At 57.2% G+C, this 16585-nt stretch carries 17 protein-coding genes and 1 pseudogene; 6 read left to right on the top strand and 12 right to left on the bottom strand.

Going from position 1 to position 16585, the window contains the following annotated elements; translation table 11 throughout:
* Window positions 1-29 precede the first annotated feature (29 nt).
* Window positions 30-356: a metal-sensitive transcriptional regulator gene (locus ACQY5P_RS10490; protein WP_428406811.1), complete on the bottom strand. Its 327-nt coding sequence runs from the start codon at window positions 354-356 to the stop codon at window positions 30-32.
* Window positions 357-368: 12 nt separating this feature from the next.
* Here ACQY5P_RS10490 and ACQY5P_RS10485 point away from each other — a divergent pair, with 12 nt between their 5' ends.
* The 5 genes and pseudogenes from ACQY5P_RS10485 (at window position 369) to ACQY5P_RS10465 (ending at window position 4990) form a co-directional block, all read left to right on the top strand.
* Window positions 369-800: a hypothetical protein gene (locus tag ACQY5P_RS10485; RefSeq protein ID WP_428406810.1), complete on the top strand. Its 432-nt coding sequence runs from the start codon at window positions 369-371 to the stop codon at window positions 798-800.
* 175 nt (window positions 801-975) lie between these two features.
* Window positions 976-2954 (top strand): annotated as a pseudogene (locus ACQY5P_RS10480) (copper resistance system multicopper oxidase).
* Window positions 2954-3757: a copper resistance protein B gene (locus tag ACQY5P_RS10475; protein WP_428406809.1), complete on the top strand. Its 804-nt coding sequence runs from the start codon at window positions 2954-2956 to the stop codon at window positions 3755-3757. The pseudogene ACQY5P_RS10480 and the gene ACQY5P_RS10475 overlap by 1 nt, the downstream one beginning before the upstream one ends.
* Window positions 3758-3855: 98 nt before the next feature.
* Window positions 3856-4398: a copper-binding protein gene (locus ACQY5P_RS10470; protein ID WP_428406808.1), complete on the top strand. Its 543-nt coding sequence runs from the start codon at window positions 3856-3858 to the stop codon at window positions 4396-4398.
* Between the two features lie 205 nt (window positions 4399-4603).
* Entirely contained in the window at window positions 4604-4990 is a 387-nt protein-coding gene (locus tag ACQY5P_RS10465) for a DUF302 domain-containing protein (RefSeq protein ID WP_428406807.1), read from the top strand.
* 72 nt (window positions 4991-5062) lie between these two features.
* Here the strand turns inward: ACQY5P_RS10465 and ACQY5P_RS10460 are convergent, their stop codons facing one another.
* The 8 genes from ACQY5P_RS10460 to ACQY5P_RS10425 all read right to left on the bottom strand — a co-directional run bounded on the left by ACQY5P_RS10460 (window position 5063) and on the right by ACQY5P_RS10425 (window position 12243).
* The gene (locus tag ACQY5P_RS10460) at window positions 5063-5344 is read right to left on the bottom strand and encodes a TMEM165/GDT1 family protein (RefSeq protein WP_428406806.1); all 282 of its coding nucleotides are present in this window, start codon (window positions 5342-5344) and stop codon (window positions 5063-5065) included.
* Between the two features lie 131 nt (window positions 5345-5475).
* Window positions 5476-6906: an efflux transporter outer membrane subunit gene (locus ACQY5P_RS10455; protein ID WP_428406805.1), complete on the bottom strand. Its 1431-nt coding sequence runs from the start codon at window positions 6904-6906 to the stop codon at window positions 5476-5478.
* 423 nt (window positions 6907-7329) lie between these two features.
* Entirely contained in the window at window positions 7330-7758 is a 429-nt protein-coding gene (locus ACQY5P_RS10450; protein WP_428406804.1) for a potassium channel family protein, read from the bottom strand.
* A 24-nt stretch (window positions 7759-7782) separates the two neighbouring features.
* On the bottom strand, window positions 7783-9111 hold the full coding sequence (locus ACQY5P_RS10445; RefSeq protein ID WP_428406803.1) for an APC family permease: 1329 nt from the start codon (window positions 9109-9111) through the stop codon (window positions 7783-7785).
* A complete protein-coding gene (locus ACQY5P_RS10440) occupies window positions 9108-9806 on the bottom strand; it encodes a class I SAM-dependent methyltransferase (RefSeq protein WP_428406802.1) in 699 nt (232 codons plus the stop codon). The genes ACQY5P_RS10445 and ACQY5P_RS10440 overlap by 4 nt, the downstream gene beginning before the upstream one ends.
* Window positions 9803-10690 carry a DMT family transporter gene (locus ACQY5P_RS10435; RefSeq protein ID WP_428406801.1) on the bottom strand — a complete coding sequence of 296 codons (888 nt, stop codon included), beginning with the start codon at window positions 10688-10690 and terminating at the stop codon, window positions 9803-9805. Before ACQY5P_RS10435 ends, ACQY5P_RS10440 begins: the two co-directional genes overlap by 4 nt.
* A 42-nt stretch (window positions 10691-10732) precedes the next feature.
* A complete protein-coding gene (locus ACQY5P_RS10430; RefSeq protein WP_428406800.1) occupies window positions 10733-11311 on the bottom strand; it encodes a nuclear transport factor 2 family protein in 579 nt (192 codons plus the stop codon).
* Window positions 11312-11313: 2 nt separating this feature from the next.
* On the bottom strand, window positions 11314-12243 hold the full coding sequence (locus ACQY5P_RS10425) for a cation diffusion facilitator family transporter (protein ID WP_428406799.1): 930 nt from the start codon (window positions 12241-12243) through the stop codon (window positions 11314-11316).
* Window positions 12244-12438: 195 nt separating this feature from the next.
* On the opposite strand from ACQY5P_RS10425, the gene ACQY5P_RS10420 reads away from it, so the two are divergent.
* Window positions 12439-13281, top strand: coding sequence for a sterol desaturase family protein (locus ACQY5P_RS10420; protein ID WP_428406798.1), 843 nt, complete (start codon window positions 12439-12441; stop codon window positions 13279-13281).
* Between the two features lie 7 nt (window positions 13282-13288).
* Here the strand turns inward: ACQY5P_RS10420 and ACQY5P_RS10415 are convergent, their stop codons facing one another.
* Genes ACQY5P_RS10415 through ACQY5P_RS10405 form a run of 3 tightly spaced genes read right to left on the bottom strand, consistent with a single transcriptional unit; the run spans window position 13289 to window position 15937 of the window.
* Window positions 13289-14011 (bottom strand): helix-turn-helix transcriptional regulator, encoded by a 723-nt coding sequence (locus tag ACQY5P_RS10415; RefSeq protein WP_428406797.1) that lies wholly within the window; start codon window positions 14009-14011, stop codon window positions 13289-13291.
* Window positions 14012-14680: a c-type cytochrome gene (locus ACQY5P_RS10410; protein WP_428406796.1), complete on the bottom strand. Its 669-nt coding sequence runs from the start codon at window positions 14678-14680 to the stop codon at window positions 14012-14014.
* 24 nt (window positions 14681-14704) lie between these two features.
* The gene (locus ACQY5P_RS10405) at window positions 14705-15937 is read right to left on the bottom strand and encodes a hypothetical protein (protein WP_428406795.1); all 1233 of its coding nucleotides are present in this window, start codon (window positions 15935-15937) and stop codon (window positions 14705-14707) included.
* Window positions 15938-16585 lie beyond the last annotated feature (648 nt).

Here is a 16585-nt window from a genome sequence, read left to right as displayed (position 1 = left end):
ATTGTGAGCTGAGCGCGTGAAAATGGAATTCATCGTTTCAGTTTGTCGAACAAGTCGACGAGATCAGAAATAATTTCCTTTTGGGCCTTGGCGCTCCGCGCTGTTATCGCCACTTCAACGCTGTTTTTCGCGTGAACTTTAAGGATTTCACTTTCGGCGCGGGCGAGCGCGGCTTTGATCGCCTGCATTTGATTAAGCGTGTCGATCAAATATCGATCATCGTCGAGCATGCGCACGATCCCGCGCACCTGGCCCTCGATGCGTTTTAGACGCCTGATTGTAGCTGCGTGCTCATTCATTGACATATACCTGTCCAGGGTATAGCTAAAGACAGCGTGCTGATTGGTCAAGCGCATGGATTTTGGTTTGTGACTTTAGGGTCGGTGAAGACGGCGGTCATCGCTTTCTTTGCGCTTTTCCTGGGCGCAAGCCATGTCGCGTGCGCGTGTTTTTCACACGTCGTCCCTCAGGATCATCAATCGCATCTGTCGCACATGGGCGGCGCCTATGATGCGCATAACGCAATGTACGACCATCACGGATCCGGCGGCGTTCGGTCCGCGAATGAGTTCGGCTCCGGTGGTTGTGAACACTGCGCTTCGTCGCCTGTTTTCCACGGCCTCGGCAATGTTGAATTTACAGCCTCGCTCGGGGCCAAGCCGACTGCCAAGGCCGTTGCATCACTCGGCGCGATAATCGTCGAGCCGCCGCGTTTTGAACACAGACTGGCGCTCCCGTCTTTATGGCGCGGCCCGCCGGACCGAACGCCGGTCTCGCTGAAAATACGTCTCCTGAATTGATGCAGAACGCAGCCCCGCGCCGGCGATAGGCGCGAGAGGGTTCTTGCTGTGGTGCGCGTATAAGCGCTTGCGGCCGCAACCCGGGCGACGCGCGAACAGAATCTCTCCGATTCGCTCTCTGTGTCGCCGCAACTGAGCATCCATTGTAATGACCCTAAATTCGGAAACAGTAAGCATGTTTAGCAGACGAAAACTCATTCAAACCGCTGGTCTCGGCGGACTGGCGCTTGGCGGAGCGGGGCTGCTGCCCGCCTGGGCCAAACCCGCCAGCGCCGGCAATCTCGGGCTTCCCGTGCTGACGGGAACGCGCTTCGATCTTACGATTGGCAAATTTCCCGTGCGCATCGATGGCCGCGCAGGCGAAGCCTTGGGCGTCAATGGCACGATTCCGGCGCCGCTCGTTCGGTTTCGCGAAGGAGACGACATCACGATCAATGTGACCAACACATTGCACGAGGACACCTCGATCCACTGGCACGGGCTACTGGTGCCGTTTTACATGGACGGGGTGCCGGGCGTTGCGTTCCCCGGGATAAAGCCAGGAGAAACCTTCACCTATCGTTTCACATTGCCCCACAACGGGACCTATTGGTATCACTCCCATTCGGGCCTGCAGGAGCAGCTCGGCCATTATGGGCCGCTGATCATCGATCCAAAGGGCGCCGACCCCGTCGCTTACGACCGCGAATATGTTATTGTGCTGTCCGACTGGAGCTTCACGCACCCGCACCGGATTTTCGCCAAGCTGAAGAAGAACAGCGAGGCGATGAACTTCCAGAAGAACACGCTTCCGGACTTCATCGACGACGCTTCGGAAATAGGGTTCGGAAAAGCGTTGAACCAGCGCGCCATGTGGGGCGCCATGCGCATGTCGCCCGCCGACATCGCCGACGTTACCGGCGAGACCTACACTTACCTCATCAACGGCCATTCGACGGCGGACAATTGGAATGCCGTTTTCAATCCAGGGGAGCGCGTGCGATTGCGCATCATCAACGCATCAGCCATGACGTTTTTCAACTTCCGCATTCCAGGCCTGCCGATGACGGTGGTTCAGGCCGACGGACTTCATGTTCAACCGGTTGAGACGGATGAGTTTCAGATCGGCGTTGCGGAGACTTACGACGTTATTGTGGAGCCGAAAGAGTCACGCGCCTTTGCGATGGTCGCCGAGTCAATTGACCGGTCCGGCATGGCGGTCGCGACATTGGGCCCGCGGCCGGCATGCGCGCGGAAGCGCCGGCGCTGAGAGAGCGCCCGACACTGACTATGAAGGACATGGGCATGGCGGGCCATGGCGAGATGGGCGGCATGGCGATGAGCGGCGCCGACAAAATGGAGACCGATGGGGGACAGGATCACAGCGCTATGGATCACGCGTCTATGGATCACGGATCCCATGCCGATGACATGATACAGCCCACAATGGCGGCAATGCCGGCATCGTCGACCGGCGAGCACGCCGGCCACGACATGGCGTCAATCATTGAGCACAACCATCCCACCGGCCCCGGCGTCGCCAATGTCGCTATGGCTCCGGTAAGCCGGCTCGATGAACCGGGCGTCGGCCTTGAAAATGTTCCGCACAGAACGCTGCGCTATTCGCAATTGCGCAGTCTCGATCCTAATCCGGACACGCGGGCTCCCGAACGCGAGCTCGAAATCCATCTCACTTCAAACATGCATCGCTATATGTGGTCGTTCGACGGCGTAAAGTTTTCGGAAGTCACCGAACCGATCAAATTTTACGAAGGCGAACGCCTGCGCCTCACCATGGTCAACGACACCATGATGCCGCACCCCATTCATTTGCACGGGATGTTTTTTGACGTCGTAAACGGCGCCGGCGATCACAAACCCCGCAAACATACGATCATCGTCAAGCCGGGCGAGAAACTCTCAGTCGATATCTCCGCCGAACATGTCGGCGATTGGGCGTTTCACTGCCACCTTCTTTATCACATGCACGCCGGCATGATGCAGGTTGTCTCCCTCTTGCCGCGCGACGGCGCGCCGCCGTCGCCGCCCATGGATCACAAGTCCATGGACCATCAGTCGATGGATCATTCCAACATGGACCACGGAAAAGATATGAACAAAGACGGCCATGACGGCATGGATCACGGCGCCAAGAGCCTCGGGGGGTCGCATTGATGTTGAAATTCATTTCCCCCATCATTGCGGCAGCCGCACTCTCATCGCTCAGCGCCTACGCCGCAGACCCGGGAAACCCCGGCAGCGAACTCTGGTCGCAGGCCGATCAATATTACGGCGCCGCCGAAATGGACGCAGCGCGGCGCGCGGTGCTGCACGAAGGCGGCGCGCAAACGAACTGGTTCGTGCAGGCCGACCGTTTGGAATACCGCTCCAACAGCGGCGATCCGCTGCTCTTGTGGGATGCGCAGGGCTGGTACGGCACGGATGCGCATAAGTTCTGGGTCAAGACCGAAGGCGAATACGACTTTAACGCGGACGCTTTCGAAGAAGCGGAACTGCAAGGGCTCTACTCAAAACCCATCACCAGCTTTTTCGACCTGCAGGCCGGCGTCCGTCACGATTTCGCGCCGGGCGACGGGCGAACCTTCGGCGTCATCGGCCTGCAGGGGCTCGCGCCTTATCTCTTCGAACTCGACACAGCCCTGTTTGTGAGCGGCCAGGGCGATGTCTCGGCGCGCATCGAAGCGGAATACGAACTCTTACTCACCCAGCGCCTTATTCTGCAGCCGCGTACGGAACTCAACTTTGCCGTACAGAGCGTTCCTGAATACGGCGTCGGCTCCGGTCTTTCTACAGCCGAACTCGGCGCGCGCCTGCGCTACGAAATCAAACGCGAATTTGCGCCCTATATCGGTATCGATTGGACGCGATCCGTCGGCGAAACCGCCGACTTCGTACGCGCCGACGGCGGCGATCCATCCAGTGTTTCTTTCGTCGCCGGTTTGAGACTTTGGTTCTGACGATTTAAGGCGTTTGGATATGGTTGCATCGCGCCTGCGGAAAAGGAAGGCCTTCTTGTCCCGCAGGTGCGATCTGCTCCGATATTATTGGAGGTGAAATGAAACAACAGTCCTGCATTAGCGCCGTGTTTTTCGCCTTGGTAGCATCGTTTTGGTCGGCCGGACCCGCGTTTTCGCAAACGACGCTTGATCCGCACGCGGATCGGCAACTGGATAGTGCTATTCACTGCGATATCCCGAGAGGCGAGGGCGTGATCACGGCGCTCGATATCGAACAGTCAAAGGTCGATATTTCGCACAGGCCAGCTCATTCCATCGGCTTTGACGAAATGGTCATGACATTCGATGTGATTGCGTCCGTTGATCTAAACACTTTTGCCGTTGGCGAACGCGTTCATTTTTTGCTGAAGCTTCAACGTGGAGAAAGCGACAAAATTGCGTGGATGTGCTCGTTGGAAAGAGATGAAAGCGTGCACAAAGCATGCATGGCGAAATTGCACGTCACAGCTATGAAACTCGCCGCAGCCGATATTGAACAATGCCCCATGGACGATATGGAATCTACAGATGCCAAATTCGCGACGACTCGAATGACGAAAGGAGCGTCGGATACCGAATGCACGCCGATCATCCATAGCTGATCGCGTGCGCAAAAAAAGTGTTATTCGGTTCCGTGTTGGTTTTTGCCCCATTGGGAAGCGAGCGTCCCGATCAAAAATGTAAAGTAGGCCCCAATCTGTAGAAGGATTGCGTGATTCCTGGAATTGAGAGCAATCAAACTTTTTCTTCTATACGGCAGTAAGATGTGCAGTGCGCCACATGCAATAAAACACAGGAGCATTCGTCATGACGTATTATTTCTCTAAAACCCTTCGGGACGACGATTTTGAAGCGGCGGAAGAGAGAGTGAGAGCGGCGCTCAAAGACGCGGGTTTCGGCGTCCTCACCGAAATCGACGTCAAATCGACCCTCAAGGATAAAATCGGCGTTGAATTCCGACCTTACAAAATTTTGGGCGCATGTAATCCTGAACTCGCTCATAAAGCGCTGCAGGCGGAAGACAGGATCGGAACGATGCTGCCCTGCAATGTTATTCTTCAAGAGGTAAATGGCGGCATTGAGGCGGCGGCTGTCAATCCTGTCGCCTCCATGCAGGCGATCGATAATCCCGCGCTCATCGATATCGCTAAGGCTGTCAGCGCTCGTTTGCGTAGAGTCATTGATGCGCTTTGAAAAACGAGCATATCAAAGCGAACTAAACCCAGACATATGAAGTCTGGTTTGAAAGAACCGTAAGGAATTGCGTCAACGCGTCGAGTGAAAATATTCAAAAACCATCCATCCGCCAATGGCGATAAATCCGGCGCCGGCGATGAGTTTCAGCGGCAGAATGCTCAAAGAACGCTCGGCGGCGGCTCCAAGGATAACAGCAAGACCTGAGGAGGCGACAAGAGCGAGGCTAGCCGCGAAAAAAATAAGCCAGCGAGGACGATCGCCGTCGGTTGCGTAGATCAGCGTAGCGAGTTGCGTTTTGTCGCCCAGTTCAGCCAGGAAGATCGTCACAAATACTGTAAAAAATGCGGTCATTCAGAGAACCTTTCGTGGCGCGCTCGTGTGAACGCTGTTTACGTAACAGCGGCCTCACAATCTAGAAAGCGGCGCGGTGGGATCATAAGGGTGGTTCAAGATTCGCTAGACCCGCTTCTTGTAGAGAAAAATCAAGGAGCCGGATCAACACTCCAACCGGCGCCGAGCGCCTGGTATACGCGAATGAAATCCACGGTCACCGCCGTCTGACCCGCGGCGAGCGCAGCCTCCGCCGCAAGCAAGCGCTCCTCTGCGTCGAGCACCGTCAGAAAATCGTCGGCGCCCACATCATAGCGCTGTCGGGCGAGTGCAGCCGCTTCGTGGGCCTTTGCGGCCGCCTCAGCGAGCGCGTCATAGCGTACGCGCTCGCGACCGTATGCAGCGAGCGCTGTCTGGGTTTCCTCAAGCGCGACGAGCGCTGATTGTTCGTAGGCGGCAAGCGCGGCTTCGGCGTTTGCGCCCGCGGCTTCGATTTGCGCCCTAACGCGGGGAATATCGAATCCCGACCATGTGATTGTGGGCCCGACGCCATAGCCCAGGGAGCCGGTTCCGCCGACGCTTGCGATGTCCTGCGCCGCAAGACTGACGCCGCCGGTGAGCATGACACGTGGGAAAAATTCGGCCTTGGCGACGCCAATGCGGGCGGTTGCGGCAGCGAGCGTGCGCTCAGCCGCCCGGATGTCAGCGCGCCGTTTGAGCAGCATTTCGATGTCGCCAATCGGCAGCGCGTCGGGCGGCGTCGGCAAATCCTGGGGCCCCGCCGCCAACGCCAACATCACAGTGTCAACGTTTTGCCCAGTGAGGGTCGCCAGCCGGTTGGCGGCGGCGACTTGCGCCGCCTCAATCGGCGGGATCGACGCTTCGGTTGTCTTGGCCTGAGCTTCCGCACGGGCGACGTCGAGACGTGAACCGAGGCCTTCGTCGAGACGTCTCTGTGTGAGCCGCTCAGAATTGCGCTGAACGTTTAAGTTTTGTTTGGCGACGTCGAGGTGAAGCGCAGCGCCGCGGTATTCCACATAGGCGCGGGCTGTTTCCGCGGCGACAAGCGCTTGCGCATAACGGCGTAGAAATTCAGCAGTCTGAGCATCGGCGAGGACGGCTTCCGTCGCGCGCCGCACGCGGCCGAAAAAATCGAGCTCCCAGGCGGCGTTCACGCCGATGTCGAAGAACTCGGCGTCGTCGAAGTCAAGCTCGTCAAGACCGAAGGCGGCGCCGGTGAGGCGACGGCGCTGATAGGCGGCGCGCGCCTCTCCGGTCGGCCGCAGATTGACGCGTTCAAGGTTCAAGAAAGACCGCGCTGCTTCGACATTCGCGGCCGCGCGCCGCAGCTCCCGGTTTTCCTCAAAGGCGGTTTCGATCAGCCCATTGAGGGTCTCGTCCTCGAGCGCTCTCCACCATTGGTGCGCGGGCTCGCGGTTGACGCTGTTGGCCGCGTTGTCGACCTCGAAATCGGTAGCTATGACGCCGCCTGTATCCGGCGCGACATAGTCGGGCCCGACCGTTGCGCAGGCCGCGAGGATGAGAGCGCCAGCCGATGAAAAAGCGAATCTCAAGAACGGCATATCATAAGGCTCCAACGCGCAACGGTTCGCGCTCTCTTGCGGCGGACGCGAACCTCTCAAGCCTATGTTTACGGGTCTGAGGCCTTTGTCCCTCTCGCCATTTGCTGCGGTCTCACGGCTAAACGCAACCTCACGGTCGATCGGGTGGATCGCTTATTCACGGTTTTCGGCCTTGGCTTCATTTCTGAGAATAAAAGCCGTCTTGTATTTGAGAGGAGCGGCGGCTTTTCAGCCGCGCTCAACCCTGGATTGTCCCGGCCAGGAAGACGCGGCCGTTGCCGATCAGTTCATAGGGCGTCAAATAGTCTGCGTTCAAATCGTCTTCTTCCGGGCGATGGAAGAATGCGATGATAGTTTCATCATGGACGGGAAGCGTCGCGCATCGTTTCTGTTGGCGTGCCTGTGAGAAATACGATCCCTAGGTCATTGTTTTTCTGATTTGTTTTGACCGCTCATGAACAGGAAGAGCATAGCGGCCGAACAGCTGATCAGTAAAAACCCATTGAGCGCCTCGATGCCTGCAATAAGGCGTAGATGCCCCGTTGGTACAATGTCGCCGAGGCCGAGTGAGGTGTATGTGACGAGTGAGAAGTAGAACACATCCATTGCAGAACCGGATGCGCCGCCGCTCAGCTCGCCAATGTTCAAAGCCCGGCCTATGCCATACGCTGCGGCATAGAGCACAACGGCCGCGATATGGGCAATCCCTGACACGCAAAGCGCCAGAACGAGTTTTCGTCCGCGATGAAAGTTCGCTGCGCCAAGGCGCCGAATGGCGCCGGACACAATAATGTAATGCAAGGCGCCGGATAGAACGAATGTCAAAGCGGCTATCACAATAGCGAAGATCACAACGATCTCCGCGTGCGCTTGTTTTCAGGAATGGGAGTGCGCATGATCTGGCGCCTCCTTGTCGCGAATTTTTCCAAGATAGATGGCTTCGAAGGCAAAGATCGCCGCCATGGAGCCTATCGCGATCACCACGATCATCGGATCAGCGCTGGCCTTGATGAAGAGAAATGCGCCGAGCGCCAGGAGATCGAACAGTATTGCAGAGATGAGGACCCAAGCACGAGCGCCGACATCTTCGCGCAAATTACGCAGCACGCCATAATGGATAATGACATCCATCACGAGATAATAGATGGCGCCCAGGGAAGCGATTCGGCCCAGATCGAAAAACGCCGCCAAAAACGCCGCCAACAAGACTGTATAGACAAGCGTGTGTTTCTGGATGCCGCCCGGCATGCCGAAATGCTTGTGCGGTATAAGGTTCATATCGGTCAGCATTGCCAACATTCGCGAGACTGCGAACACGCTGGCCAACAATCCGGAAGCTGTCGCGATGATTGCAATGACGACGGTGAACGCGACGCCGAGATCGCCGAAGGCCGGGCGGGACGCTTCCGCCAGCGAAAAATCCTTGGCGGCGATGATTTCCTCTAGGGTGAGGGACGACCCGACAGCTAAGGCGACGGCCATATAGACAATAAGACAAACGCCGAGCGACCACATAATCGCTCGCCCGACGTTCTTATTCGGGTTCTGCACCTCGTCACCGCTATTGGTGATGGTCGTAAATCCCTTGAAGGCTAGAATCGCCAGTGCAACGCCTGCCAGGAACCCAGCCGGCGTCGTCTCATTGCTGAGCGCGCTGCTTGCCGCTTCAAAGGAGAGACCCGAGGCCCAGAGCGCTGCGCCAGCAAAGATCAGGATGCCGCCGACTTTCAAAACGGCGGCGACTTTCGACACGCCGCCAATAATCTTGTTGCCGGAAATATTGATAACAAATGCAACGGCAATCAGCCCCACGGCGAGGATAGGGACGAGCACGCTGTTCTTTTCGACATCGAACAGTTGCAGCGTGTAAGCGCCGAAGGTGCGTGCAACCAAGCTCTCATTGATGATCATCGACATCGTCATCAACAGTGCGCTGGCCGCCGCAATCGTGGTTGGCCCATACGCCTTTTGTAGGATCATAGCGATTCCGCCCGCTGAAGGGTATTTGTTCGACATCTTGATATAGGTGTAGGCGCTAAATCCGCTGATGACGGCTGCAATAAGGAAAGCCAGCGGAAAGGCGGGTCCTGAAAATTGCGCGACCTGACCGGTGAGCGCAAAGATGCCGGCGCCAATCATGACGCCGGTGCCCATGGCGATCGCGCCCGCCAGCGTGAGACTGTTCTTTTTGTAGTCGTTGTTCATGATTCCCCTTCGATTCGATCGGATCTTGAGCCGCTGTAGATCGATATCACGCCTGTCGGCGTCGCAATCCTTTCCGACGCGCAAACATCTGTGAAACCGGCGTTCTCAAGAAGAACAGGAATAATTCCTTCGGCGTTCGGCTGGGTATCGTCAACCCCGTCAAGCGCTTGAACCGTAAGGCGAAACAAAAGGCGCATCAGCCATGACTTCTGACGACCGTAATCGGCGATGTAAAACATCGCGCCGGCGGGCAGCAATTCGTATGCATCTTTAATAATCCGGCGCTTTTCTTCGAGGGGAACCTGATGGAGAACCAGGCTGGTGATGATTTTGGTTGGCGTCTCTTCGAAATAGGTATTTTCCGCGGAGAAATAGCCAACTTCAAATCGGATCGCCGATTTCAATTTCGCCGTCTTGTTACGCGCCCGACGCACTGCGTCCTCATCGGGATCGACGCCGACATAGCGAATTCCCGGCGCGGCCTGATGAAGCGCTAAGGCGAGGGTGCCCGTCCCCGACCCGACATCGAGAATGCGGTCATTGGTTTGCGCCGAAATTTCCTGGATGAACGCATTGCGCCAGACGCGCTCACGCGTCAGCGCGGCGATCACAAGATCGTAGAGCGGCGTCAGGATCTTGTAAGAAAGAGGCGGCTTGTACGCGGGCTTGTCCTGGCGTGGTTTATCATTATTCATTTTGCGCCCCGTTTTGTGGGAGACGGCGCAAGAACCATACGCACGCCGATGACGGCGAGCACGGCGCCGGCGAGCGCATTGAGGGTAATCGCTTCGCCGAAAAAGATCGCGCCGAAGGAAATTCCCAAAAATGGCACGAGAAAGCTGAAGGCGTTGGCGCGCGACAAGTCCATCGTGGTGAGCGCTGTTTGCCAGAGCCAGAAGGCGAGCGCCGTGCCAAAGAGACTGAGCCCGAGGAGACTGAAAATGAAATCGGGGGTCCATGAGATATCGCCGGGGCTCTCCGTCGCGGCGGCAAAGAGGGCGAGGGGCGCTGCGCCAATGAAAAGCTGCCAACCCATTGCAGATGTAGGATCAATCGCGCCGGCGATCCGCTTGATCGCAACATTGCCGATGCTGACGCCGGTGGCGGCGAGAAAGATATAGGCGATTCCCTTAAGGGTCGCGCCCGCGGAGGCCCCCGCAATCTGCGGCGCGGCGGCGATGACGACTCCGAGAAAGCCGACGAAGAGACCGAGGCGCGCTTTTGGGCCGAGCTTTTCCCGCAGGATGAAAAAGGCGAGAACCGCGGCGAGCAGCGGCTGGGTGTTGGTAATGATCGTCGCAAAGCCCGGCGCGACGAATTCAGCGGCGTGAAACATGCCAAGATAGCCGAGCGTCGTCGTGCCGAACCCGGCGACGGCGAGCCAGAGCCAGAGTCGCTTTTCGCGTGGGAAGGGCAGGCGCAGTATTAGCGAGACGCCAAGAAGCGCCCCGCCCGCCAGGACCGCGCGGATGGCCGCAAATGTCAGGTGCGGCGCATCATCAAGGCCGAGCGTGATCAGGGGGTAGCACGACGCCCAGAGCACCATGACCGCGACGACGCGCATTGTTTCAGGGCTCATCAACAGCAGCGCCGCCGCTTTATATTGGCGATGTCGCAGACCCTAGGATGTGTGCAGATGACGAATTCTCCAGCCGTCCGGCGTGCGGACCAATATCGCAGTGCCCATGCGTTCGCGTTCCACGTCTTCGCCGCGTACGGTCGCCGCGATCGAGACCTTGAAGGTCGCATAGGCGATCATCGGCGTTGCTGAAATCCGAAAGTCATCATAGCCGTAGGATTTGATGGTGAGGTCTTCGGATTCAAACTCGGGAACGAGATGATTGTCGCGATAGTCCGCCCAACCCCAGTTGGGATGCGAGCCTTCGATAATCGTGAAATCGTCGGTCTGCAGAACGTACGCGGCCATCCCCTCGACGCTGCTCTCGGCCGCAGCCGCCGCGTAGGCCGTGAGCGCCGCCTCAACCGCGGCGGCGTGTTCGCCCTCTTTCATGAAATGCGGCATGCCGTCTTTCATATGGTGGCCGTGCATGTCCATAGAGTCTTCAGATTTCTGTTTTCCTTGATTTCCCTGATGCTGTTGATCGCCATCGCTGTGCTGGTGTTGTGCGATCGCAGGGGAGGCGGCAAGCGCGACCGCCGCAAGAGTGGGGAAAAGGCTTTTCGTGATAGAGTTTTTCATGTTCAAAGGTCTCCTTGTTGATGGGTTTTCGGATCGATGGCATCGGCGCCTTGTTCGTCGAGGCAGGTTGTCTCGATTTGAAGCGTTGAGAAATAAAATCCATGGTCATCGCGCAAGATTTTATGCGCTTTTTTGAGCACAGGCTGTGCAGCGTCATTGTCATGGACGCGCAGATGAGCGGAAAAGACGTTTCGGTTCGAGGTGAGCACCCAAGCATGAACATGATGGACGTCCTCAACGTCCCAGATGGCGCGCAGGCTTTCAACGACGGCGCCGATGTCGACGCCTCGCGGCGAGGCCTCCATCAGGATTGTGAAGGACTCGCGAATAATGCTGATCGAAGCGAGCATCAGGACGACGCCGAAGGCTGTCCCTAAAATCGGATCGATCGCCATTAAACCTGTGAACTGAATAACGAGCGCAGTGATGACAATCAGTACACTGCCGACAAAAGTCTGGATGACGTGCCAGAAGGCGCCTTTCATATTGAGATTGTCTTTCTGGCCGCGAAACAAGACAGCCAGCGAAATAACCTCTGTCGTAATGCCGCCGGCGGCTGCGATCAGCATCGGGGTCGTCGGAAGGTCAATCGGCGCGCGAAGCCGCATGAGTCCCATGACGATGACGAGGAGCGCCATTGCGAGCAGGAAGAAGCCGTTGAGCATGGCGCCGATGATTTCCGCGCGGGCGTAGCCGAAGGTGTGTTCAAGGTTCGCCGGGCGTCGGGCGACGCGTGCGGCGACCCAGGCGAGGATGACGCCGCCGACGGCTGAGAAAGTATGAAACGCATCCGAGATAACCGCGATCGAGCCGGTCGCCAGCCCGATAGCGAGTTCGATCAGAAAGTAGACGCCGGTTAGCCAACCGGAGATCTTGAGCGCGTGATCGTTCTCCGCACTGTGCGCGGAACCATGGCCTATTCCATGCTGCACGTTCTTTCGACCCCCTTGGGATTGCACAATTGGTTTCGTCGCGGACAAGACCGAAGCTCAATACGAGCCACATCCGTTAATCCCTCAGCCCCGCCGTCGGCCGCAGGCGCGCCGTCGTTTTCCGGTTGTTTATTCAAGCCGGGGCTAGGCGTGCACTCTAGTTTTCCGCCAAGGCTTCGAATGGACCAATCACTCATGTGGATCATCAAAATCCTATATGCGCCGTTTATGCTGCTTGGCGTCTGCGGAGCCGCAGTTTGGCTCATATCCAACGGCGCGCCGCACTGGACGCTGGCGCCGCTGTTTGCATTCGCCTTATGGCTTTCTTTCACTCTGGAGCGCTTGGCGCCTTATACCGACGACTGGAACGAGCCCCATGATGACAAGGCGCGCGACATCGCCCATTTCGTGGTCAACGAGGCGGCCAATGTCGCCTCGGTTTTATCGCTGCCGGCTATCGCCGCGCTGATTCCCTGGACCGGTATATGGCCGCATGATTGGCCGCTCTGGGGGCAAACCTTACTAGCAATCGGCGTCGCTGACTTCGGCATCACGATTGCGCATTATTACAGTCACAAGTGGCGGATACTTTGGCGTTTTCACGCTGTTCATCATAGCGTTAAGCGGATGTACGGCTTTAACGGGCTGATGAAGCACCCATTGCATCAAGCAATCGAGATGATCGCCGGCACGACTCCTTTGGTGCTCGCTGGAATATCGCAAGACGTCGCATTTCTATTGGCGTTCGCAATTGCGATCCAATTGTTGCTGCAGCATTCGAATGTCGATATCTACATCGGTCTCTTCAAGTATCTCCTGGCCCTGGCGCCGGTGCACCGCTTTCACCATTTGAAGGAGGCAGGCGAGGGCGATGTAAATTTTGGATTATTCACGACGCTTTGGGACCGGATGCTTGGCACTGCTTATTACGATAGAAAAAAAGTGTTTTCATCCGACGATCTCGGCATCGGCGAGCAACCAAATTACCCAACAGGCTATTTGCGCCAACTGATACAACCCTTTCTGCGTCAGCCTTAGAGGGCCTTCAGGAACCGACGGGATCTTCAATCGCAACAGTCGACATGATGTCGCGAGGGGTTACGCCGAACATATTGCGCAATGTTCGTGAAAAATGAGCTGCATCCGAGAATCCAGCGCCATGGGCCGCGCAAGTGGCGCTCTCGCCGGCGCCAATTGCGAGCATCGCGCGGCGCAGGCGCTGCCATAACACAAACTGCCGCAAGGAAAGTTGTGTTGTCTTTCGAAAGAGTTCGGCAAAGCGGCTTTTTGAAAGGTTGCAAGCAAAGGCGAGGTCTTCGAGGCGAATCGGCGCGTCGAGGCCTTGCTCAATAAGATCGATCGCGGCGACAATCCTTGCATCGTCATAACCGCCGAATAGCGACGGGTCGAAATCATTGTCGCTGCGTCGCGATTTTTGTTCAATAGTTTCATAAAGAGATATGGCGCAGTCGCGTTCTGTTGAAAGTTTCTCGCTATCGCCAATGTGCAAAAGAGCAGGTTCCACATACAAAATGTGGATCGGTTCCGCACGCGGCGCAAGCTGGTGGCGCGTATTGGACGGTATAAAGATGATCCTGTTTGTAACAGGGTCGCCGTCAACAATCGCAGAGGTTGGCGAACTTCGGCCGCATATAAGTTGCGCCGCGTAGTGGGCATGAGGGGAATTATCGCCGGCGACGCCGCGGTAAAAGGCCCAGCCGTCGCCGAGCGCCAATCCGCCGGCCCATTTCATAGTTTTTCGCGACAATTAGTTCTCGTCGTTCGCTTCGACCTTATACTCCTTGCGCATATAGGCGAGGACATCCGCCATATCCTGCTCTGAAAGATCGGGATTGCCGCCCATTGGCGGCATCGCCATCAACGATCCCTCGCTTTGGTAGCCGTTGATGATGTGCTTTAGAACAACGTCGCTAGACTTGGCGAGGCGACCGGTCGCCAGGGTCAGATCCGGCACACCTTCAATTGCTCCTGTGCCGTCAGCGCCGTGGCACGCGATGCAAGTTTGCGAATAGACTTCAAGCCCACGCACGGGGTCGCCTGGATTGAGGTACGCATAAGAAGATGTTGATGCGCCCGCCGCCGTCGATGCGGAATAACCGCTGCTGTCGCTGGCGCTCGATATTAGGAATGCCTTGATGTCGTCGGCGACGGAGCCGGGCAGATTAGCGCGCACACGCATATGGGTCACCGAAACGTTCCATAATTCGGCGTTGAGTTCGCTTGGCGACCGGAGATTGTGGCAGCGAGAACAATGATTGGCCCAGGCCTGCGCGCCGCTCGCAATAGATGCCGGGTCGCTTGTGGTTGTTGGAGGCTGATCTTGAGCGAGGGCCGTCGTTTGCGCGGTTATCTGCACAATGAGCATGCCGCCGATGAGAGGAAGAGCGGCGCCGAGGATTAAGAGAGGGTTCTTCATGACGAGTGCCTTTCCATGAGGGCGCTAAAAGCCATAGGCGAGCTGAAGCAGGAACCTTGTTTCAGAATCCGGCTCATCATCGTGACGGGCCGTAAAATCACGTAACTGCGCGACGCCCCGAGCGACAATCGAGGGCGCGATCCAGTAGTTCAATCCGATATCGAGCCTTTCTTCGGCCGCTTCTTCGGCGAGGCCTTGAAGACCTGTAATCCGGAATTCGCCGTAGCGGACCACTGGTTCGAAGCGGCTGATGACTTCGTGATCGGTTAGGCCAGAAAGGCGGTAGGCGATTTGTCCATACCACGCCTCAAGCGCAAGTTCTGGAAGGGCAGCGACCCCGCCCGAACCTTCAAAGGCGGTATTCATGGGATCGCGCTTGGCATTCAGATATTCTGCGCGGAGGTTCCAAGAGCCGCGGGTATAGGCCGCGTCGACGCCCCAAAGCGTTACCTTCGCATCGGTCGGCATGAGCTCCTCGATTTCAGGAGGCAAGGGCTCTTCTTCCCCGTATTCAGCGCCATGGCCATCCGCGCCGCCTTCTTCGGCTTGCAATGTTCCCGACACATCGCCGATTAAAAAAGAACCCCCAACTTCAAGATAAGGTAAAGGCAACAAACCAATTCGGCCGCTAATGGCCTTATTCGAGTTGTCGTCGCCGCCCTTGGCTTCAAACGCAATGCCGCCCTCATGGCTGAGGCGCGGACCATTGCCGACCGCGAGGGAGTAGGTCGCGATCATGTCTTTGCCGATCAGAAAGCCGCCACGCAACATGGCGCCAGTGTCGCTCGTCGGTTGAACGCCGTCATGGCCGAAGCCCGGAGGCGGGTCAGCGAGGCGATTGATCCAGGTCGGGTGCAAACGCTCCTGGAATTGACCGACTGGGCTCAAAAACTGGCCGACGACGAGCGTCGCATTGTCATGAAGAAAGATGTCGGCTTGAGTGTATTCGAGCTCAAGTTCTGTTTCGCCGTCGCCGTCGATCGAAATCTCGGCTTCGGCCTCAAGAAGGATCAGATCCTTGTACTGAAAGTGAAATGCCGGGTTGAAACGCGCTGCTGAGAAGTCTGCCGTCGTTTCGCCGTCAAAGTCGGAAACGATGAACGTTGCGTCAGCATAGCCAGCGAGGTGCCAGCTGGTGTCCGCCCATCCCGGAATGCGTTGATAGGGAACGCCGCCCATGGGCATAGGCGGACGCTGGTCTGGGCCGGCTTGGCCTTGGACCGCCGCCGGTGCTTGTCCCGCATTTTGATCTGTCATCGCAACTTGCGTGGACTTCGATGTATTTTCTGCGACGGCAGGTTGAATTGCTCCGGCCGTTTGCGGCAGAGCGCCTTCACGACATTCAAATCCGGCGTTCGATAATTTGTTGACGAGCAATCGCGCCTTTTCTTCGCAGAATGATATTGAATTATTTGCGCGCCAGAGAATCTGGTCCGGAATATCTTCATCTGGCTGGCGATAATGAACCTCGCAGAGCGGACTTCCTGATGCCGGCGCGATCACTTCAACGCTGCGGTCAACATTCCAGGCGGAACAGACGTGGCTCGATTGAGCCGCGGCGGCTGTTGCCGTCAACGCAATGGCAATCGACGATGACCCGAAAAGAAGCGGTCTTCGAACTGGCAGTTTATTTTGGCGCATGCTCGCCCCCTTCTCGTAACGTTCGGCGCGGTTCGGATTGGTCCGCGCGTGAACAACTTTCCTTACGGACGAGCGCTTCTACTCCCTCAGATTTGAACTGCGACATTGTGTCGATAGGATTTCGCGCGGGTCGATTGCAGTGATGAATACCGGGTGCCGGGCGGCGCGCCGGATCTATGCCTTAACGATTTTTCGAACGGCTAATGAGGGAAGAGAGGATCCGGCGCGTAGACCCCTTTGCTGGGTGACGGCTAAGGCGTCAGC

It is taken from the genome of Hyphococcus sp. (genome assembly GCF_965267305.1).
Classification (GTDB): Bacteria; Pseudomonadota; Alphaproteobacteria; order Caulobacterales; family Parvularculaceae; genus Hyphococcus.
This window is presented reverse-complemented; position numbering and strand designations above follow the sequence as displayed.